Genomic DNA, 19,351 nt, shown 5'->3' with positions numbered 1-19,351 from the left:
CTTCCCTTACTGCTTCTTCTACTGCTTCTTCTTGGCCGTGGCCCACGCGTGCTGCCCGGCCACGTCCGACTTCACCTCGGCGAGCTGGATCGCGACCGCGCTGGGTGCCGTACCGCCGCGGCCGTCACGGGAGGCGAGGGCGCCCGGGACGTTCAGGACGGAGCGCACCTCGGGGGTGAGATGGGTGGAGATCTTCGCGAACTGCTCGTCGGTGAGCTCGTTCAGCTCCTTGCCGTCGGCCTCCGCGACCTTGACGCACTCGCCCGCGACCTCGTGCGCGACACGGAACGGCACGCCCTGCTTGACCAGCCACTCGGCGATGTCCGTGGCGAGCGAGAAGCCGGCCGGGGCCAGCTCCTCCATGCGCTCGCGGTGCACGGTGAGCGTGGCCATCATCCCGGTGAAGGCCGGGAGCAGGACTTCCAGCTGGTCGATGGAGTCGAAGACCGGCTCTTTGTCCTCCTGGAGGTCGCGGTTGTACGCCAGCGGAAGCGCCTTGAGCGTCGCCATCAGGCCCGTCAGGTTGCCGATCAGACGGCCCGACTTGCCGCGCGCCAGCTCCGCGATGTCCGGGTTCTTCTTCTGCGGCATGATCGACGAGCCCGTGGAGAACGCGTCGTGCAGGGTCACGAAGGAGAACTCCTTCGTGTTCCAGATGATGATCTCCTCGGCGATCCGGGAGAGGTTCACACCGATCATCGCGGTGATGAAGGCGAACTCCGCGACGAAGTCACGCGACGCCGTCCCGTCGATCGAGTTCGCGACGGAGCCGTGCTCGAAGCCGAGGTCCTTCGCCACCGCCTCCGGATCCAGACCGAGGCTGCTGCCCGCGAGCGCGCCGGAGCCGTACGGCGAGACCGCCGTCCGCTCGTCCCACTGGCGCAGGCGTTCCGCGTCCCGGGACAGGGACTGGACGTGTGCGAGGACATGGTGGGCGAAGAGGACCGGCTGGGCGTGCTGAAGGTGGGTGCGGCCGGGCATCGCCACGTCCGGGTGCGCCTCCGCCAGGCCGATCAGGGCGTCCTGGAGGTCGGCGATCAGACCGCCGATCGTACGGGCGTGGTCGCGCAGGCACATGCGGAACAGCGTCGCGACCTGGTCGTTCCGGGAGCGGCCCGCGCGCAGCTTGCCGCCGAGGTCGGGACCGAGGCGCTCCAGCAGGCCCCGCTCCAGGGCCGTGTGGACGTCCTCGTCGGCGATCGTGCCGACGAAGGAGCCGTCGGCGACGTCCGCTTCGAGCTGGTCGAGGCCCGCGAGCATCCTGGTCAGCTCGTCGTCCGTGAGGAGGTGCGCCTTGTGCAGCACGCGCGCGTGGGCGCGCGAACCGGCGATGTCGTACGGCGCGAGCCGCCAGTCGAAGTGGACGGACGCGGACAGCTTGGCCAGGGCCTCGGCGGGACCGTCGGCGAATCGGCCGCCCCAGAGCCGGACGTCACCGCTGTTGCTGCTCACTTGCTGTGCTCCTCGGAGGTGTCGGATGTGCGACCGCCTCCCTGCCGTGAGACGGCCAGGGAGGCGGCAATCACGCTACTGCTTACGCGAGGTCGCGCTTGGCCGCGATCTTCGACGACAGGCTGTAGATGTCGATGAAGCCCTTGGCCGCGGCCTGGTCGAAAGTGTCGCCCGTGTCGTACGTCGCCAGGTCGAAGTCGTAGAGCGAGGTCTCGGAGCGCCGGCCCGTGACGACCGCGCGGCCGCCGTGCAGGGTCATCCGGATGTCGCCGTTGACGTGCTGGTTGGCCTCGTTGATGAAGCCGTCCAGGGCGCGCTTGAGCGGGGAGAACCACTGGCCGTCGTAGACCAGTTCGCCCCAGCGCTGCTCGACCTGCCGCTTGTAGCGGGCGAGTTCACGCTCGACCGTGACGTTCTCCAGCTCCTGGTGGGCCGTGATGAGCGCGATCGCGCCCGGGGCCTCGTACACCTCGCGGGACTTGATGCCCACGAGCCGGTCCTCGACCATGTCGATCCGGCCGATGCCCTGGCCACCCGCGCGCTCGTTGAGCTGCTGGATGGCCTGCAGGACCGTGACGGGCCTGCCGTCGATGGCAACCGGGACGCCCTCCTTGAAGGAGATGACGACCTCGTCGGCCTCGCGGGCCTCGGCCGGGTTCGAGGTGTACTCGTAGATGTCCTCGATCGGCGCGTTCCAGATGTCCTCGAGGAAGCCCGTCTCGACCGCGCGCCCGAAGACGTTCTGGTCGATGGAGTACGGGGACTTCTTGGACGTCGCGATCGGGAGGTTCTTCGCCTCGCAGAAGGCGATCGCCTTGTCCCGGGTCATCGCGTAGTCACGGACCGGGGCGATGCACTTGAGGTCGGGGGCGAGCGCGACGATGCCGGCCTCGAACCGCACCTGGTCGTTGCCCTTGCCCGTGCAGCCGTGGGCGACCGTGGTGGCGCCGTGCTTCTGGGCGGCGGCGACGAGGTGCTTGACGATGGTCGGCCGGGAGAGGGCCGACACCAGCGGATAGCGGTCCATGTAGAGGGCGTTGGCCTTGATCGCCGGGAGGCAGTACTCCTCGGCGAACTCGTCCTTGGCGTCCGCGACCTCGGCCTCGACGGCACCGCAGGCGAGCGCGCGCTTGCGGATGACGTCCAGGTCCTCGCCACCCTGACCGACGTCGACCGCGACGGCGATGACCTCGGCGCCCGTCTCCTCGGCGATCCAGCCGATGGCGACGGAGGTGTCCAGACCGCCTGAGTAGGCGAGTACGACGCGCTCGGTCACGGGTTTCTCCTCACACTGCATTCGCTGGTATGCATGAGTATGCAGTAGTCCGCATGATTCGTCAATCTCGGGCCGCCCCGACACGGCGGCCACGGGCCCGGACGGCACCCGCGAAGGTCGCGAGACGAAATCTTCGGGAGTGCTTGAACGATGGAACGCGCTTTCTCGTACCTCTCCGCGAACGCAGGCGCCGCGTTTTCGTACACCGAGGTTCTTCTGCACCGAGGTTTTTGCCGCCGAGGTCTTCGCGGACCGAGGCGCGACGAGCAGCGGGCCGCCCGGATGACCACCGGACGGCCCCCCATTCCCCGACCCGAGTGACGCTTCCGCATGTCCAGGGCCCTTCCGAAGTACAACAAGCGCCGCGTCCTGATGATCGGCGGCACCGCCGCAGTAGTGCTCTCCGGAGCGGTGATCGCAGGCAACGCCTTGGCCGGGGAGACGTCCAAGAGCGGCACGAACGCCACCACCAAGGCCGCGACCTCCCCGGGCACCGTGAACTGCCCGGCCGTCGCGCCGAGCCTGCCCGCGATCCCCGCCTCCGCACAGGCCGAGGTCACCCGCAACCTCACCCTCCTGGACACCCAGATCGCCGAGGCCAACAAGCGGCTCGTCGACACCGTCGGCCAGGGCGGCCCCAACTTCGTCCAGAACGCGATCCTCGGCCCCCTCAAGGACAAGCGCGTGGCGACGATCAACCGCATCGCCACCGCGATCGGCCGCACCGCGGCCAAGCCGACGGGTCTCGACTCGCTCGCGCCCTGCACCCTGAACGCGAACGGCGTGAACTCGGGTGGCGCCGCGGCCACCGCGACCCCGAGCGCGACGGCCACCCAGCAGGCCGGCAACACGGGGAACACCGGGAACGCGGGCAGCACCACCGCCGCCGGCACCATCACCTGCCCGGACGTCGCGTCGAAGCTGCCCGCGATCCCCGCCTCCGCACAGGCCGAGGTCACCCGCAACCTCACCCTCCTGAACACCCAGATCACCGAGGCGAACACCCGACTGGCGAACACCGTCGGCCAGGGCGGACCGAACTTCGTGCAGAACGCCATCCTCGGCCCCCTCGCGGACAAGCGGAAGTCGACCATCGACCGCATCGCCATCTCCATCGGCCGCACCGCGGCCAAGCCCACGGGTCTGGACTCCCTCGCGACCTGCACGCTCAACAAGTAGCCCGCACCCGCGACAAGTGACGGCTCCCGTGGCCGCTGCGCCCCGACTGCCGGCCGGGGCACAGCGGCCACGGATCTTCCGTCGGCCTTTCGCCGAATTCCTTAGACAGACGAAAGGCCTTGCCTAATAATCGTTAGACATGGGAAAGACTTATGAGCGCATAGACGGCAGGCTGCGTTCGTTCATCGAGGCGCAGCCCCTCTTCTTCACCGCGACCGCACCCCTGTCCGGGGACGGCACGGTCAATCTCTCCCCCAAGGGCCTCACCGGCTCGTTCGTCGTCCTCGACGAACTCACCGTGGCCTACCTGGACTTCGCCGGCAGCAACGCGGAGACGATCGCCCATCTCCGGGAGAACGGCCGGATCACCCTCATGTGGTGCGCCTTCCAGGGCCCGCCGAACATCGTCCGGGTGCACGGCCGCGGCGAACCCGTCTTCCGCGACGACCCCCGCTTCGAGGAACTGCTCACGCACTTCCCGGACATCGATCCGACCCCGCACGGCCTGCGCGCGATCATCGTCGTGACCGCCGAACTCGTCCGGGACACCTGCGGCTACGCGGTGCCCTTCATGTCGTACGACGCGGACCGTGACCTGCACGCCAAGCGATTCGCGCGCGAGGACGACGCCTCTCTGAGCAAGTACTTCGCCAAGAAGGACCACGTGGCGACGAGCCTGGACGGCCTACCCGGGCTGCCGCTCCCGCTGCCTCCCCGTACGGTCTGAGCCATGCGCCTCGCAGCCGTCGCCCTCGCGTCCGTCTCCCTCCTCGCCCTTTCCCCGAGCGACCCGCCCGCCCTCCCCGAGCAGATGGCGGACACCGGCGGCGGCAGCCAGCTGATCACGGCACAGGCGCCCCGCGAGGACTCGACGTCGGGCACGCTCACCTGGTGGGACCGGCGTGACGGGCACTGGGTGAAGGCCGGTTCGGCGGCGGCGCGCTTCGGGGCGAAGGGGCTGGCCGAAGGGGGCTCGCGCAAGCAGGGCTCGAACACGACACCCACGGGGCTGTACGACCTTCCGTTCGCCTTCGGGACCAAGACCGCACCGGCCGGCACCTCGGTCGGGTACCGGCCGGTGCGGGAGGAGTCCTGGTGGTGCCAGGACAACGACTCCCGTTCGTACAACCGGTGGACCGAGCCGCGCCCGGCCGACTGCCGTGCGTCCGAGTCCGAGCATCTGATCGCGTACAAGGCGCAGTACGCGTACGCGCTTGTCGTGGGGTTCAACTACGAGCGGCCCGTGCGGGGGCGGGGCGCGGGGATCTTCCTGCACGTCAACGGGGCCGGGGCGACGGCTGGTTGTGTGTCGGTGTCGGAGGATGCGATGCGGCGGGTTCTTGGGTGGGCCGATCCCGCGCGGACGCCCCGTATCGCGATCGGGACGGTGAGTGGGGGGACCGCGATCACTCGTTACTAGGTGCGGGTGGGTTGTGGCTGGGCGCGCCCAGGCAGCGGAGCCGCATGGTGTCGCAGCCCCGTGCCCCTTACGGGGAGGCCAGTCGGACCGTGAACTGTGTCGCCCCCGGACGGCTCTCCAGCGCGACCGTGCCGCCGTGGGCCTCCACCACGGCCGCCACGATGGACAGCCCGAGGCCCGCACCACCGCCCGCGCCCCCGGTACGGCGGCGGTCCGCTCTGGTGAAGCGTTCGAAGACGCCGGGCTGGACGTCCTCCGGGACTCCCGGACCGTCGTCGTGGACCGTCAGGACGGCCGTTTGGGCGTCGGTCTCCAGGGACACCGTGACGTTGGTCCCGACGGGGGTGTGCCAACGGGCGTTGGCCAACAGGTTGGCCAACACCTGTTGGAGGCGGTGGGCGTCGCCGGTCACCGTGACCGGTTCCTCCGCCAGTTCCAGCGTCCAGCGGTGGTCGGGGCCCGCGGCGCGGGCGTCGGTGACCGAGTCGAGGACGAGGTGGGTGAGATCGACGGGAAGGCGCTCCAACGGGCGGCCCGCGTCGAGGCGGGCGAGCAGAAGCAGGTCGTCGACCATCTCGCCCATCCGCGCCGACTCGGCGGCGATGCGTTCGAGGGCTCGGGTGACCTTGGGCGGCACCGGATCCGGGTGCAGCAATGCCAGCTCGGCGTGGCCGCGGACCGAGGCGATGGGCGTGCGCAGCTCATGGCTGGCGTCGGCCGCGAAGCTGCGCAGTCGTTCCTCGCTCGCGTGCCGCTTGGTCAGTGCGTCCTCGACATGGCCGAGCATCCTGTTGAACGCGCCGGCGACGCGGCCCACCTCGCTGCGCGGGTCCTGCTCGGGCGCGCGCGGCGGCAGCGCCACCTCACCGCTGGCGAGCGGCAGCTCGCTGACCCGGGTCGCGGTCGCGGCGACCCGGCTCAGGGGGCGCAGCGACCAGCGCACCCACAGGGCTCCGGCGACTCCGGCGACCACGAGGGCCAGCCCGAAGACACAGCCGGCGACCAGTTCCAGGCGGTGCACGGCGGCCCGGACCGGTTCCATCGGCAGTCCCGTGATCAGGACGTCGCCGTCCAGTCCGCGCGCCGCCATCACGCGGTAGTCGCCGAGCGCCGACAGACAGACGGTGTGGGCGTGGCCGTCGGCGGGGATGCCGGCCAGGGTCCGCTGGTCGGAGGCGGTCAAGGACACGTTCAGGCCCGCGATGTCCTGGCCGGAGGGCACGACCGCCGCATTGGTCACGTCCCGGCCGACCAGCCGCGCGCCGAAGGTGCCGGTGCTCTGCCGCCGGGTGTCGCCGTGCTCGTCGCCGTCGTGGTCCGACGGCTTGACGGCGCCGTGCTCCAGGCTCGCGGGGAACCGCACTCCCACGTCGTGCAACTGCTGGTCGAGGCGGCCGGTGAGGAAGCCGTTCAGCTCGTACACCGCGGCCACACCGACGGCGGCGCAGCTGACGGCGAGCAGCACCACAAGCCCGGCTGTGAGCCGGGCCCGCATCGTCCGGGGCCGCGGCAGCAGGCGTACGCCCGCCCGCACCCGTAGCCATAGGCGCCGCCTCATCATCCGGCCACCGGTTTGAGCACGTACCCGGCGCCCCGCACCGTGTGGATCATGGGTTCGCGGCCCGCGTCCACCTTTTTGCGCAGGTACGAGATGTAGAGCTCCACGACATGGGCCTGGCCGCCGAAGTCGTACGACCAGACGCGGTCGAGGATCTGCGCCTTGCTGAGCACCCGGCGCGGGTTGCGCATCAGGAAGCGCAGCAGTTCGAACTCGGTGGGCGACAGCTCGACCAGCTCGCCGCCGCGGGTCACCTCGCGGGCCTCCTCGTCCATCACGAGGTCGCCGACCGTCAGGCGCGGGCCCTCGTCCAGTTGCCGGGCCATGCCCGCGCGGCGCAGCAGTCCGCGCAGCCGGGCGACGACCTCCTCCAGGCTGAACGGCTTGGTCACGTAGTCGTCGCCGCCCGCCGTGATGCCCGCGATGCGGTCCTCGACGGAGTCCCGCGCGGTGAGGAAGAGCACACAGACCTCCGGGCGCACGGTGTGCAGGATGCGCAGCACGGCGAAGCCGTCGGTGTCCGGGAGCATCACGTCGAGGACGACGGCGTCCGGCATCAGCTCGCGTGCCTCGGTGACGGCCGAGGCCCCGTCGCCCGCCGTCCGGACCTCCCAGCCCTCGTAGCGCAGGGCGCCGGAGAGCACCTCGGCCAGGTCGGGGTCGTCGTCCACGACGAGGACACGTACGGGGGTGCCGTCGGGACGGGTGAGCGCGGGCAGGCCGGTGCCTCGGGAGCGGGGAGTGTTCATGTCTCTTCCAGGATCACCCCTCGCCGGAGTCGGCGACGCCCCTCCGACCTCTGAGTTTCCTCTGAGTACGCCGCATGGGCCGCTCTCTGTTTCCTGTGAATCCGCGACGAAGGAGCCCGTTCAGAGGCTGCTCAGAAGTTGCCGAAGCACTGTTACCTCCCGGACAGCCGGAAGGACGGACATATGACCACGGTGTACGAGCGGACAGCGGTCCCTCGCCCGTCACGCGGACGCGGACGACCGCGCCCCTCACCCGCCGGGCCCCTGCTGGCCCTGCTCTGGGCCGGGGCCGCCGCGGTCGTCGCCTTGTGGTGGTACGACACCAGGTCGGTGGTGGGCCTCGCCGGGTGGCTGACGGACGCCGGGCGGATCGCCGGACTGCTGTGCGGCTACAGCTGCGCGGTGCTCGTGGCGCTGATGGCCCGGGTGCCACTCCTGGAGCGGCGCATCGGCTCCGACCGGGTGGCCCGCTGGCACGCCATGGCCGGCCGGTACACGGTCAGCCTGCTGGTGGCGCACGTCACGCTGATCCTCTTGGGGTACGCCGCCCAGGACGGGGTGGGCATCGTGCACGAGACGCTGAGCGTGGTGCTCGACTACCCGGACATGCTCAAGGCCACGACCGGCATGCTCATCCTCTTCGCCGTCGGGATCACCTCAGCGCGCGCGGCCCGCCGCCGGATCAGCCACGAGTTCTGGTACTACCTGCACCTGCTGACGTACGCGGCGGTATTCCTCGCCTTCTTCCACCAGCTCTCGCTGGGCTCGGACTTCGTCGGCGACTCCGCCGCCCAGGCCGCCTGGTACGTGCTCTACCTGGGCACGGCCGCGCTGGTGGTGTGGTTCCGGCTGCTCGCCCCGGTGCGGCTCAACCGGCGGCACAAGCTGCGCGTGGAGTCCGTGCACCGCGAGGCGCCCGGCGTCTTCTCCGTCGTCGTGTGCGGGGAGCGGCTGGGCGAACTCGGCGCCGAGGCTGGGCAGTTCTTCCGCTGGCGGTTCCTCTCGGACGGCATGCGGTGGACCTCGACGCCGTACTCGCTGTCGGCGCCGCCGCGCCCCGACCGAATGCGAATCACCGTGAAGGCGCTCGGCGACCACAGTGCCGCCGTGGGGCTGCTGCGGCCCGGTACCCGGGTCTGGGCGGAGGGTCCCTACGGAGCGCTGACCGCCGAGCGGCGCACCGCCTCCAAGGTGCTGCTGATCGCGGGCGGCGTCGGCATCACGCCGCTGCGCGCCCTGTTCGAGTCACTGCCGGGCGGGCCGGGCGAGGTGACGCTGCTCTATCGCGCCCGTACGACCGAGGACCTCGCGCTCGGCGCCGAGCTGGAGGCGATAGCGCAGTGGCGCGGGGCGCGCGTCCTGTACGCGGTCAACGGCGCCGACGGGACGCGCCCCCGGTTCACCGCCGAGTCCCTGCGGGCGTCCGTGCCCGATCTCGCCGGGCACGACGTCTATCTGTGCGGTCCGCCCGCCATGGCACGGGACCTGTACGGAGCGTTGCGCGCGGCCGGGGTCCCCAACCGTCGTATCCACCACGAGTCGTTCGAGTTGTGAGGCCGCCTTGCACGCCCTGAAGAAGCACCGTCCGCTGCGCCGCGTGATGCTGGCGGCCGCCACCACCGTCACCGGTTTCGTCCTGCTGCTGTCGCTCAAGCCGCACACGCCGCCGACCGTGGCGCAGGCGTCGTCGTCCGCCGGGCAGTCGCCGTCGCGGTCCCAGGCGTCCCAGGCGCCCTCCGGGACACCATCACCCAAAAGCACGAAGAGCGCCGGCACCAAGACCGTCACCGGTGACACGGTCCAGACCCGCTGGGGCCCCGTCCAGGTGCGGATCACGCTGAAGAACGGCAAGATCACCGATGTGACCGCGGTCTCCTACCCCTCGGACAACCCCCGGGACCAGGAGATCAACAGTTACGCCCTTCCCCAGCTCAGGAGGGAGGCGCTGGCAGCGCAGAGCGCCTCGATCGACTCCGTCTCAGGAGCCTCGTACACCAGCGACGGATACAAGCAGTCCCTCCAATCGGCACTGGACTCGGCAGGCCTCTGAACGCACGGCGGTCGGGGGCCGTATCTCTGGTCCAGGGGCCTCTCCCTCAGCCCCGTCCCCACGGACGACCACGGAGGAACCGTGTCCACGATCGCCGGTGGCCGCGCCGCGCGGCGCCAGACCATGCGCCGTATTCGCCCACGACGCTCACCCGCCGTGCCACTGCTGCTCATTGTCGGGGCGGGTGCGGCCGGGGTCATCTGGCTCTGGTGGGACAACACCCCGTCCATCGCCGACGACAACAGCAGGATCCTCAACGCGGGCCGGATCACCGGGCTGCTCGCGGGTTATCTGATGGCGCTGGTGGTGCTGCAGATGGCGCGGGTGCCCGCCCTGGAGCGCCGGGTGGGCTCGGACCGGGTGGCGCGCTGGCACGCCATGAGCGGCCGGTACACGATCTGTCTGGTGCTGGCCCATCTCGTGCTGATCATGTGGGGCTACGCGCTGCAGGCCGGCAAGAGTTTCGGCGACATCGTCCAGCAGACCATCGACTCGGTCAACCAACTGCCCGACATGGGCAAGGCGGCGATCGGCACCGGTCTGCTGTTCCTCATCGGCCTGCTCTCCATGGGTCCGGTGCGCCGCAGGATGGGCTACGACACCTGGTACCACATCCACCTGCTCACCTACGCCGCCGTCTTCCTGACGTTCTGGCACCAGCTGTCCACGGGCAACGAGTTCGCCGTCGAGCCGACCGCGAAGACGGTCTGGTACGGGCTGTACGGGTCGGTGACGGCCCTGGTGATCTGGTACCGCGTCCTCTCGCCGATCCGGTTGAACCTGAAGCACCGGATGCGGGTCGAGGCCGTGATCGAGGAGACTCCCGGGATCGTCTCGGTGCTGATCAGCGGGCGCAAGCTGCACCGCATGGGCGCGGAGGCCGGGCAGTTCTTCCGCTGGCGCTTCCTGGCGCCCGGCATGCGGTTCAGCTCGCACCCGTACTCGCTGTCGGCGGCGCCCCGCCCCAACATGCTGCGGATCACGGTGAAGGCGATCGGCGACCACAGCTCGGCACTGCGCGACCTGCGGCCCGGTACCCGGGTCTGGGCCGAGGGCCCGTACGGGGCGCTGACGGCGGGCAAGCGCAGCCGCGGCAAGGTGCTGCTGGTGGCGGGCGGGGTCGGCATCACTCCGATGCGGGCGCTGTTCGAGACGCTGCCCGGCTCGGCGGGCGACCTGACGCTGCTCTACCGGGCCAACACCACTCAGGACCTGGCCCTGTGGGACGAGCTTGCGGCGATCGCCGAGGAGCGCGGGGCCCGGCTGATGTACGCGGTGAACAGCCCCGAGGGAGAACGTCCGGACATCTCGGCGGAGACGCTGAGCCGCAAGCTGCCGGACATCGACCGCCACGATGTCTTCATGTGCGGGCCTCCCGGCTTCGCGCAGCAGGTCTACGAAGCACTGCGCGGCGCGGGGGTTCCCGCCCGCCGCATCCATCACGAGTCGTTCGAGATGTGAGCGACGGGAGTCAGGAGCGATGAAGAAGAGCCACCCCATTCGGCGTGTCGTGCTGGCCGGCGCCGCGACCGTGTCCGGAATCGTCCTGTTGCTGTCGCTGAAGCCCGCCTCCGATCCGGCGTCCGCGTCGGCTCAGGGTGCCTCGCCCCAGCAGTCGGTGGCGGGGCAGGAGGCTCCCCAGGGCGGCAGTGCGCAGCAGTCGTCCACGGGGGCCCAGACGGTCACCGGCGACGTCGCGCAGACCCAGTACGGGCCGGTCCAGGTCCGCATCACCGTCAGCGGCGGCAAGATCACCAAGTCCGAGGTCGTCCAGATCCCCAGTGGCGGACGCAGCACCGAGGTCAGCAACGCCTCCGTGCCCAAGCTGAACCAGGAGGCCGTCACCGCGGGCAGCGCGGACATCGACGCGGTGTCGGGCGCCAGTTACACGAGCGCCGGATACAAGAAGTCGCTGCAGTCGGCTCTCGACAAGGCCAAGGCGAGCGGCAGCGGTTCCTCGGGGGCCGCCGGATCGACCGGGTCCGCGGGTTCGGGCTCCTCCGGCTCCTCCGGCTCCTCCGGCTCCGCCTCGTCGCAGGCGCCCGCCGCACAGGCCAAGACGGTCACCGGAAGCGTCGCGCAGACCCAGTACGGGGCGGTCCAGGTCCGTATCACCGTCAGCGGCGGCAAGATCACCAAGTCCGAGGCCGTACAGGCGCCCAAGGGCGGGCTGAGCGACCAGAAGACCGCGCTGGCCGTCCCCAGGCTCAACCAGGAGGCGGTCGCGGCCGGGAACGCGGACATCGACGCCGTCTCCGGTGCCACCTACACCAGCACCGGTTACAAGCAGTCCCTGCAGTCGGCCCTGGACAAGGCCGGTGGCTGACCCGGACCAGGAGCCGCCCGCCCTGCGGCACGCGGAAGAGGTCATGGGCACCGTCTTCTCCTTCGACGTGCGCGGCGGTGAACCCGCGGCCGTGCGGACCGCGTTGGAGGAGGCGGTCGCCCAACTCCACCAGGTGGACGAGATGTTCAGCACCTACCGCGAGGACAGCCAGATCTCGCGTCTCGCGCGCGGTGAGGTGACGGTCGAGGAGTGCGATCCGGACGTCGCCGAGGTGCTCGACCTGTGCGCCGAGGCGGAGCGGGTCAGCGACGGCTGGTTCAGCTCGACGTACGAGGGCCGGCTCGACCCGACGGGGATCGTGAAGGGCTGGGCGACCGAGCGCGTGGCCCGGCACCTGGCGGCGGCCGGCGCGACCGGAGTCAGCGTGAACGGCGGCGGCGACGTCCAGCTGTTCGGCGCGCCCGGCACACACCGCCCGTGGCGCGTCGGCGTCTCGGACCCGCTGCGTCCCGGTTCACTCGCGGCCGTGGTCTCCGCGACCGGAGTGGACGAGCTGTCGGTGGCCACCTCCGGCACCGCCGAGCGCGGCGCCCACATCGTCGACCCCCGCACCGGCCGCTCCGCGGTCACCGACCTGGTCGCCGTGACCGTCGTGGGCCCCCACCTGACCTGGGTGGACGCATGGGCGACAGCAGCCTTCGCGATGGGCTCCCGAGAGGCCCTGACCTGGCTGGAGTCCCTCCCCGACATCGAGGCCTTACTGATCACGGCGGGAGACGAGGTGCGGTGCACGGGGGGCCTGGCACAGCGCCTGGGGTGAGTGTCCGTTTTTAGGGGCGCGGCGCGTTGACATTATGCGGCTTCGCCGCGCGGGCGCGACCAGCCACAACCGGGCCACACCCAAAACTCAAACACACGGAAGTGGAGGCGCACCCCAACCCGGGGTGCGCCTCCACCGTCGTACAGCTCAGTGATTGTTCTGAGCCAACCGCAGCAAATGATCGGCCAGAGCCTGCCCACCCGTCGGATTGCGACTGATCAGCAGCAAGGTGTCGTCACCGGCGATCGTCCCGAGGATGTCCTGCAGCTCGGCCTGGTCGATGGCGGAGGCAAGAAACTGCGCCGCCCCCGGAGGGGTCCGCAGGACCACGAGGTTCGCGGAAGCCTCCGCGGAGATCAGCAGCTCCGCGGAGAGCCGCCGCATCCGCTCCTCCTTCGCCGACTCCCCCAGCGGCGCGCGCGGGGTGCGGAAACCGCCCTCGCTCGGCACCGCGTAGATGAGGTCACCGTCGTTGTTGCGGATCTTCACCGCGTTCAGCTCGTCCAGGTCCCGGGAGAGCGTCGCCTGCGTGACGCTCAGCCCGTCGTCGGCGAGCAGCTTCGCCAACTGGCTCTGGGAGCGCACCGGTTGCCGGTTGAGGATGTCCACGATCCGGCGGTGGCGTGCGGTGCGGGTCTGCGGCACGGCAGGCCCGACGTGCTCGTGATCCTGCGCCTGACTCATCGTCGTCGTCTCATTCTTTGGCTCGTCCGTCCCCGTTGGTCACAGCGTCGAGGACACCGGGAAGGGCCTGGAGGAACGCGTCCACCTCGTCGTCGCTCAGGTTCAGCGGGGGCATCAGCCGTACGACATCGGGGGCGGGCGCGTTGACCAGGAGACCGGCGTCCTGAGCCGCCTGCTGCACCTGGGGCGCGAGCGGCTCGGTGAGCACGATACCCAGGAGCAGGCCCGCACCTCGGACATGGTCGATCAACGGGTGACCGAGTGACTCGATTCCGCCCCGCAGTTTCTCGCTCGCGGCCTTCACGTTCTCCAGCAGCCCCTCGGACGCGATCGTGTCGAGGACGGCGAGTCCGGCGGCGCAGACGACCGGGTTGCCGCCGAAGGTCGAACCGTGGTGGCCGGGCTTCAGCAGCTCGGCGGCCCGGCCGAAGGCGACGGTCGCGCCGAGCGGCAGTCCGCCGCCGAGGCCCTTCGCGAGGGTGACGACGTCCGGCAGGACACCTTCGTGGTCCTGGTAGGCGAACCAGGGCCCGGTGCGGCCGATGCCGGTCTGCACCTCGTCGAGGACGAGGAGGCTGCCGGTGGCGGCGGTGATCGCGCGGGCGGCCTTGAGGTAGCCGGGCGGGGGGACGACCACGCCGTTCTCGCCCTGGATCGGCTCGATGATCACGAGGGCGGTGTCCTCGGTGACCGCCGCGGCCAGCGCCTGCGCGTCGCCGTACGGGACGTGGGTGACGTCACCGGGCAGCGGCAGGAAGGGCTCCTGCTTGCCGGGCTGTCCGGTGAACGCGAGGGCGCCCATGGTCCGGCCGTGGAAGCCGCCGTGGGTCGCCACCATGTGCCTCCGGCCGGTGAGCCGGCCGATCTTGAAGGCGCCCTCGTTGGCCTCGGCGCCCGAATTGCAGAAGTACACCCGGCCCTCGCGGCCGAAGAGCTGGAGCAGCTTTTCGGCGAGCGCGACGGGCGGCTCGGCGACGAAGAGGTTGGAGACATGGCCGAGGGAGGCGATCTGCCGGCTCACGGCCTCGACGATCGCCGGGTGGGCGTGGCCGAGCGCGTTGACCGCGATACCGCCGACGAAGTCGAGGTACTCCTTGCCGTCGGCGTCCCACAACCGGGTGCCCTCGCCGCGGACGAGCGGCAGCCGCGGGGTGCCGTAGTTGTCCATGAGCGCGCCCTGCCACCGCTGGGTGAGCTCCGCGTTGCTCCCGGTCATTCGGCGTCCCCCTGGTCATCGGGCTGTGCGTCCGGCACGACCATCGTGCCGATCCCCTCGTCGGTGAAGATCTCCAGCAGGATCGAGTGCTGGACCCGGCCGTCGATGACGCGGGCGGTGGTGACGCCGTTGCGTACGGCGTGCAGACAGCCCTCCATCTTCGGCACCATGCCGCTGGCCAGCTCGGGCAGCAGCTTCTCCAGTTCGGAGGCGGTCAGGCGGCTGATCACCTCGTCGCTGTTGGGCCAGTCCTCGTAGAGGCCCTCGACGTCCGTGAGGACCATGAGGGTTTCGGCGCCCAGTGCCGCAGCGAGAGCCGCAGCCGCCGTATCAGCATTGACGTTGTAGACATGTCCGTCGTCCTGGCTCCGGGCGATCGACGAGACGACCGGGATCCGGCCGTCGGCGAGCAGTGCCTCGATGGCGCCCGTGTCGATCGCGGTGATCTCGCCCACCCGCCCGATGTCGACCAGTTCCCCGTCGATCTCCGGCTGGTGCTTGGTGGCGGTGATGGTGTGCGCGTCCTCGCCGGTCATACCGACGGCGAGCGGCCCGTGCTGGTTGAGCAGCCCGACCAGCTCGCGCTGCACCTGACCGGCCAGGACCATGCGTACGACGTCCATGGCGTCCTCGGTGGTGACGCGCAGGCCCGCCTTGAACTCGCTGACGATGCCGTGCCGGTCGAGGGCGGCGCTGATCTGCGGGCCGCCGCCGTGCACGACGACGGGCTTGAGGCCGGCCTGCCGCAGGAACACGACGTCCTGGGCGAAGGCGGCCTTCAGCTCCTCGTTCACCATGGCGTTTCCGCCGAACTTGATGACGACCGTCTTGCCGTTGTGGCGGGTCAGCCACGGAAGTGCCTCGATGAGGATCCGGGCCTTGGGCAGTGCGGTGTGTTTCCGCGTCACATTGCTCATGAGGAGTAGGCGCTGTTCTCGTGGACGTAGTCCGCGGTGAGGTCGTTGGTCCAGATCGTGGCGGTCTGGGCGCCCGCGGCGAGGTCGGCGACGATGTGGACCTCGCGGTAGCGCATGTCGACGAGCTCACGGTCCTCGCCGACGCCGCCGTTCTTGCAGACCCAGACGCCGTTGATGGCGACGTTGAGCTGGTCGGGCTCGAAGGCGGCGCCGGTCGTGCCGATCGCGGACAGCACGCGTCCCCAGTTGGGGTCCTCGCCGTGGATCGCGCACTTGAGGAGGTTGTTGCGGGCGATGGAGCGGCCCACCTCGACGGCGTCGTCCTCGCTCGCGGCGTTGACGACCTCGATCTTGATGTCCTTGCTGGCGCCCTCGGCGTCCCGGATGAGCTGCTGACCGAGGTCGTCGCAGACCTTCCGTACGGCCTCGGCGAACTCCGCGTACTCCGGGGTGGCCTCGGCGGCGCCGGAGGCGAGCAGCAGCACGGTGTCGTTGGTCGACATGCAGCCGTCGGAGTCGACGCGGTCGAAGGTGGTGCGGGTGGCGGCGCGCAGCGCCCTGTCGAGGGTCTCGGAGTCGAGGTCCGCGTCCGTCGTCAGCACGACGAGCATGGTGGCCAGGCCGGGGGCGAGCATGCCCGCGCCCTTGGCCATGCCGCCGACGGTCCAGCCGTCACCCGCGTACACCGAGGTCTTGTGCACGGTGTCGGTGGTCTTGATGGCGATGGCGGCCTTCTCGCCGCCGTGCGCGGAGAGCTGGGCGGCGGCCGCCTCGACCCCGGGCAGCAGCTTGTCCATCGGCAGCAGTACGCCGATGAGTCCGGTCGAGGCCACGGCGACCTCGCCGGCGTTGAGGTCCAGGACCTCGGCGACCTTCTCGGCGGTCGCGTGCGTGTCCTGGAAGCCCTTGGGACCCGTACAGGCGTTGGCGCCGCCGGAGTTGAGGATCACGGCGGAGACCTGGCCGCCCTTGAGGACCTGCTCGGACCAGAGGACCGGCGCGGCCTTCACGCGGTTGGAGGTGAAGACGCCCGCGGCGGCGAGGCGGGGCCCGTTGTTGACCACGAGGGCCAGGTCGGGGTTGCCGTTCTCTTTGATGCCTGCTGCGATGCCGGAGGCCGTGAAGCCCTTGGCAGCGGTGACGCTCACGGTGCGACTCCGATCGTGGAAAGACCCGTTTCCTCGGGAAGCCCGAGGGCGATGTTCATGCTCTGCACGGCCCCGCCGGCCGTGCCCTTGGTCAGGTTGTCGATGGCACTGATCGCGATGATGCGGTGCGTCGCTTCGTCGTACGCGACCTGGACCTGAACGGCGTTGGAACCGTAGACGGACGCGGTGGCGGGCCACTGCCCCTCGGGCAGCAGGTGGACGAAGGGTTCGTCGGCGAACGCCTTCTCGTAGGCGGCGCGCAGGGAGTCGCCGGTGACCCCGTCACGCGCCTTCGCGCTGCACGTGGCGAGGATGCCGCGGGGCATGGGCGCGAGGGTGGGCGTGAAGGAGACGGTGACCGGCTCCCCCGCCGCCGCGCCGAGGTTCTGGATCATCTCGGGGGTGTGCCGGTGGACGCCGCCGACTCCGTACGGGGACATGGAGCCCATGACCTCGCTGCCGAGCAGGTGGGGCTTGGCGGCCTTGCCCGCGCCGGAGGTCCCGGACGCGGCGACGATCACGGCCTCGGGCTCGGCGAGTGCGGCCGCGTACGCCGGGAAGAGGGCGAGGGAGACAGCCGTCGGGTAGCAACCGGGCACCGCGATGCGCTTGGACCCCTCCAGCGCGGCGCGGGCGCCCGGCAGTTCGGGAAGGCCGTACGGCCAGGTGCCGGCGTGTGCGGAGCCGTAGAACCTCTCCCAGTCCGCCGGGTCCTTGAGCCGGAAGTCGGCGCCCATGTCGACGACCAGGACGTCCGGGCCGAGCTGCTCGGCGACGGCGGCGGACTGCCCGTGGGGCAGCGCGAGGAACACGACGTCGTGGCCGGCGAGGACGTCCGGGGTGGTCTCCTGGAGGACTCGGTCGGCCAGCGGCAGCAGGTGCGGCTGCAGTGCGCCGAGGCGCTGGCCCGCGTTGGAGTTGCCGGTCAGGGCGCCGATCTCGACCTCGGGGTGCGCCAGGAGCAGACGCAGGGCTTCGCCGCCCGCGTACCCACTCGCTCCCGCCACTGCTGCGCGTACCACCATGAAACCCTCCTCTTGGATGGCATGACTATACGTTTCGCTGCACGTTTATGCAATCCAGTCGTAGCGATGCCCGGGCCGGTCCATGGGAGACACGGCCCAGGGGCCCTTCAGCTCAGCCGATGGACAGCGGCCTGAGGGGTGGGGAACGCCGGGGGGGGAGGGTGCGGGCAGGTGGGGCGGCGGGGTCAGGAACGGGAGCCGCGGGGCTGGGCGGCGCGCTCGGCGTCCTGCTCCGCGCGCTTCTCCTTGATCCGGGCCTCCTCCTTGCGGACCTCGGCCTGCGTGGCGCGCTCCCGGCGCAGCCACCCGGGGTCCTCCTGCTTCAGGGCGTCGATCTGCTCCGTGGTGAGCGCTTCGGTGACCCCGCCGCGGGCGAGACCGGCGATGGAGATGCCCAGCCGCGCCGCGACCACGGGTCGGGGGTGCGGGCCGGTGCGTCGCAGGTCCTGGAGCCACGCGGGCGGGTCGGCCTGCAGGGCGTTCAGCTCGGCGCGCGTGACGACGCCCTCCTGGAACTCGGCGGGGGTGGCCTCGAGGTACACACCCAGCTTCTTCGCCGCGGTGGCGGGCTTCATGGTCTGGGTGGTCTGGTGCGACGTCATGGGTCAAGGGTATCGAGCGTGTGCGCGACCTCCGACCACGACCGATAGCCTGGCGAGGTGACAGGCTCGGAAGTACCCCCTTCGTTCCGGCTCGCCTATGTCCCGGGAGTGACGCCCACGAAGTGGGTGCGGATCTGGAACGAGCGGCGGCCCGACATCCCCCTGACGCTCGTCGCGGTGTCCGCCGCCGAGGCGTTCGACGTGCTGCGGGGCCGCGGCGCGGACGCCGGATTCGTCCGGCTGCCGGTCGACCGGGAGGACCTCAGCGCGATCCCCCTCTACACCGAGACGACGGTGGTCGTGGTCCCCAAGGACCACATCGTGGCGGCGGTCGACGAGGTGACCTGCGAGGATCTCGCCGACGAGATCGTGCTGCACCCCCTCGACGACACCCTCGACTGGGAGCGTCCGCCGGGACAGCCCGCGTTCGAACGCCCCGCCACCACCGAGGACGCCGTCGAACTCGTGGCGGCGGGCATCGGGCTCCTCGTCGTCCCCCAGTCCCTCGCCCGCCTGCACCACCGCAAGGACCTCACCTACCGGCCGGTCACGGACGCCCCGGAGTCGCGCGTCGCGCTGTCCTGGCCGCAGGACGCGACCACCGACCTGGTCGAGGACTTCATCGGGATCGTCCGCGGCCGGACCGTCAACAGCACACGGGGGCGCGCGCAGACCCCGGCAGCCACCCCGGCCCCGTCGAAGGCCAAGCGTCCCGAGACGGGCGGCGGCACACGGCGCAAGCCCGCCGCGGGCAAGTCGTCCGGCAAGTCGACGACCGGCCGGAACACCCGCGCCGGCGGTTCCGGCGGCGCCAAGGGCGGCGCGAAGCGGGGCAAGCCCCGCCGCCGCTCCTGACCCGAGCGCCACACCCGACCCGCACGCCGGTCCCGACCCTGGCCGAAAGGCCGTCGCCCCCTCTCCAGGATTGCCCGGCAGATGAAGCTTGACCTGGAGCGCACTCCAGGTTC

19 protein-coding genes are annotated in these 19,351 nt (G+C 70.8%); 9 read left to right on the top strand and 10 right to left on the bottom strand.

Annotation, left to right across the window (positions count from 1 at the left end; genetic code table 11):
• Positions 1–18: 18 nt before the first annotated feature.
• Both argH and OG819_RS27175 read right to left on the bottom strand, forming a co-directional pair.
• On the bottom strand, positions 19–1,452 hold the full coding sequence (argH, locus tag OG819_RS27180) for an argininosuccinate lyase (protein WP_266623236.1): 1,434 nt from the start codon (positions 1,450–1,452) through the stop codon (positions 19–21).
• 82 nt (positions 1,453–1,534) lie between these two features.
• On the bottom strand, positions 1,535–2,728 hold the full coding sequence (locus tag OG819_RS27175; protein ID WP_266651398.1) for an argininosuccinate synthase: 1,194 nt from the start codon (positions 2,726–2,728) through the stop codon (positions 1,535–1,537).
• A gap of 330 nt (positions 2,729–3,058) precedes the next feature.
• On the opposite strand from OG819_RS27175, the gene OG819_RS27170 reads away from it, so the two are divergent.
• From OG819_RS27170 to OG819_RS27160, 3 genes are all read left to right on the top strand, one after another.
• Positions 3,059–3,907, top strand: coding sequence for a hypothetical protein (locus OG819_RS27170; protein ID WP_266623239.1), 849 nt, complete (start codon positions 3,059–3,061; stop codon positions 3,905–3,907).
• A gap of 139 nt (positions 3,908–4,046) precedes the next feature.
• The gene (locus tag OG819_RS27165; protein WP_266623240.1) at positions 4,047–4,634 is read left to right on the top strand and encodes a pyridoxamine 5'-phosphate oxidase family protein; all 588 of its coding nucleotides are present in this window, start codon (positions 4,047–4,049) and stop codon (positions 4,632–4,634) included.
• Positions 4,635–4,637: 3 nt separating this feature from the next.
• On the top strand, positions 4,638–5,327 hold the full coding sequence (locus OG819_RS27160) for a L,D-transpeptidase (protein WP_266623241.1): 690 nt from the start codon (positions 4,638–4,640) through the stop codon (positions 5,325–5,327).
• A gap of 67 nt (positions 5,328–5,394) precedes the next feature.
• Here OG819_RS27160 and OG819_RS27155 read toward each other — a convergent pair whose 3' ends face one another.
• Together OG819_RS27155 and OG819_RS27150 are read right to left on the bottom strand one after the other, a co-directional pair.
• The gene (locus OG819_RS27155) at positions 5,395–6,888 is read right to left on the bottom strand and encodes a HAMP domain-containing sensor histidine kinase (protein ID WP_266651397.1); all 1,494 of its coding nucleotides are present in this window, start codon (positions 6,886–6,888) and stop codon (positions 5,395–5,397) included.
• On the bottom strand, positions 6,885–7,634 hold the full coding sequence (locus OG819_RS27150; RefSeq protein ID WP_266623244.1) for a response regulator transcription factor: 750 nt from the start codon (positions 7,632–7,634) through the stop codon (positions 6,885–6,887). Before OG819_RS27150 ends, OG819_RS27155 begins: the two co-directional genes overlap by 4 nt.
• A gap of 183 nt (positions 7,635–7,817) precedes the next feature.
• Here OG819_RS27150 and OG819_RS27145 point away from each other — a divergent pair, with 183 nt between their 5' ends.
• The 5 genes from OG819_RS27145 (at position 7,818) to OG819_RS27125 (ending at position 12,791) form a co-directional block, all read left to right on the top strand.
• A complete protein-coding gene (locus tag OG819_RS27145) occupies positions 7,818–9,188 on the top strand; it encodes a ferredoxin reductase family protein (RefSeq protein ID WP_266651396.1) in 1,371 nt (456 codons plus the stop codon).
• A gap of 7 nt (positions 9,189–9,195) precedes the next feature.
• Positions 9,196–9,684, top strand: a complete 489-nt coding sequence (locus OG819_RS27140) for an FMN-binding protein (RefSeq protein WP_266651395.1) — start codon at positions 9,196–9,198, stop codon at positions 9,682–9,684.
• A gap of 123 nt (positions 9,685–9,807) precedes the next feature.
• Entirely contained in the window at positions 9,808–11,145 is a 1,338-nt protein-coding gene (locus OG819_RS27135; protein WP_266590987.1) for a ferredoxin reductase family protein, read from the top strand.
• Positions 11,146–11,164: 19 nt separating this feature from the next.
• Positions 11,165–12,010: an FMN-binding protein gene (locus OG819_RS27130; protein ID WP_266651394.1), complete on the top strand. Its 846-nt coding sequence runs from the start codon at positions 11,165–11,167 to the stop codon at positions 12,008–12,010.
• Between the two features lie 43 nt (positions 12,011–12,053).
• On the top strand, positions 12,054–12,791 hold the full coding sequence (locus tag OG819_RS27125) for an FAD:protein FMN transferase (protein WP_266652863.1): 738 nt from the start codon (positions 12,054–12,056) through the stop codon (positions 12,789–12,791).
• A gap of 147 nt (positions 12,792–12,938) precedes the next feature.
• On the opposite strand, the gene OG819_RS27120 is transcribed toward OG819_RS27125, so the two are convergent.
• The 6 genes from OG819_RS27120 to OG819_RS27095 form a co-directional block, all read right to left on the bottom strand.
• Positions 12,939–13,475 carry an arginine repressor gene (locus tag OG819_RS27120; protein WP_101406180.1) on the bottom strand — a complete coding sequence of 179 codons (537 nt, stop codon included), beginning with the start codon at positions 13,473–13,475 and terminating at the stop codon, positions 12,939–12,941.
• 10 nt (positions 13,476–13,485) lie between these two features.
• Positions 13,486–14,691 (bottom strand): acetylornithine transaminase, encoded by a 1,206-nt coding sequence (locus OG819_RS27115; protein ID WP_266623251.1) that lies wholly within the window; start codon positions 14,689–14,691, stop codon positions 13,486–13,488.
• Entirely contained in the window at positions 14,688–15,608 is a 921-nt protein-coding gene (gene argB, locus OG819_RS27110) for an acetylglutamate kinase (RefSeq protein ID WP_266623252.1), read from the bottom strand. Before argB ends, OG819_RS27115 begins: the two co-directional genes overlap by 4 nt.
• Positions 15,605–16,756, bottom strand: a complete 1,152-nt coding sequence (gene argJ, locus OG819_RS27105) for a bifunctional glutamate N-acetyltransferase/amino-acid acetyltransferase ArgJ (RefSeq protein WP_266416122.1) — start codon at positions 16,754–16,756, stop codon at positions 15,605–15,607. The genes argB and argJ overlap by 4 nt, the downstream gene beginning before the upstream one ends.
• Positions 16,753–17,781, bottom strand: a complete 1,029-nt coding sequence (argC, locus tag OG819_RS27100) for an N-acetyl-gamma-glutamyl-phosphate reductase (protein WP_266651393.1) — start codon at positions 17,779–17,781, stop codon at positions 16,753–16,755. Before argC ends, argJ begins: the two co-directional genes overlap by 4 nt.
• A gap of 185 nt (positions 17,782–17,966) precedes the next feature.
• A complete protein-coding gene (locus tag OG819_RS27095) occupies positions 17,967–18,383 on the bottom strand; it encodes a DUF5997 family protein (RefSeq protein WP_266416118.1) in 417 nt (138 codons plus the stop codon).
• Between the two features lie 57 nt (positions 18,384–18,440).
• Between OG819_RS27095 and OG819_RS27090 the strand changes: the two genes are divergently transcribed.
• Positions 18,441–19,238: a LysR family substrate-binding domain-containing protein gene (locus tag OG819_RS27090; RefSeq protein ID WP_266651392.1), complete on the top strand. Its 798-nt coding sequence runs from the start codon at positions 18,441–18,443 to the stop codon at positions 19,236–19,238.
• The last annotated feature ends 113 nt before the right edge of the window (positions 19,239–19,351 follow it).

It is taken from the genome of Streptomyces sp. NBC_01549 (genome assembly GCF_026339955.1).
Lineage (GTDB): Bacteria > Actinomycetota > Actinomycetes > Streptomycetales > Streptomycetaceae > Streptomyces.
Note: the sequence above shows the minus strand (reverse complement) of the source record. Positions and strands in the feature narration are given on the sequence as shown.

Coding starts and splice junctions, on each gene's coding strand:
- OG819_RS27170 (WP_266623239.1), top strand. CDS start 3,059: ATGTCCAGGGCCCTTCCGAAGTACAACAAGCGCCGCGTCCTGATGATC.
- OG819_RS27165 (WP_266623240.1), top strand. CDS start 4,047: ATGGGAAAGACTTATGAGCGCATAGACGGCAGGCTGCGTTCGTTCATC.
- OG819_RS27160 (WP_266623241.1), top strand. CDS start 4,638: ATGCGCCTCGCAGCCGTCGCCCTCGCGTCCGTCTCCCTCCTCGCCCTT.
- OG819_RS27155 (WP_266651397.1), bottom strand. CDS start 6,888: ATGATGAGGCGGCGCCTATGGCTACGGGTGCGGGCGGGCGTACGCCTG.
- OG819_RS27150 (WP_266623244.1), bottom strand. CDS start 7,634: ATGAACACTCCCCGCTCCCGAGGCACCGGCCTGCCCGCGCTCACCCGT.
- OG819_RS27145 (WP_266651396.1), top strand. CDS start 7,818: ATGACCACGGTGTACGAGCGGACAGCGGTCCCTCGCCCGTCACGCGGA.
- OG819_RS27135 (WP_266590987.1), top strand. CDS start 9,808: ATGCGCCGTATTCGCCCACGACGCTCACCCGCCGTGCCACTGCTGCTC.
- OG819_RS27130 (WP_266651394.1), top strand. CDS start 11,165: ATGAAGAAGAGCCACCCCATTCGGCGTGTCGTGCTGGCCGGCGCCGCG.
- OG819_RS27125 (WP_266652863.1), top strand. CDS start 12,054: ATGGGCACCGTCTTCTCCTTCGACGTGCGCGGCGGTGAACCCGCGGCC.
- OG819_RS27120 (WP_101406180.1), bottom strand. CDS start 13,475: ATGAGTCAGGCGCAGGATCACGAGCACGTCGGGCCTGCCGTGCCGCAG.
- OG819_RS27115 (WP_266623251.1), bottom strand. CDS start 14,691: ATGACCGGGAGCAACGCGGAGCTCACCCAGCGGTGGCAGGGCGCGCTC.
- argB (WP_266623252.1), bottom strand. CDS start 15,608: ATGAGCAATGTGACGCGGAAACACACCGCACTGCCCAAGGCCCGGATC.
- argC (WP_266651393.1), bottom strand. CDS start 17,781: ATGGTGGTACGCGCAGCAGTGGCGGGAGCGAGTGGGTACGCGGGCGGC.
- OG819_RS27095 (WP_266416118.1), bottom strand. CDS start 18,383: ATGACGTCGCACCAGACCACCCAGACCATGAAGCCCGCCACCGCGGCG.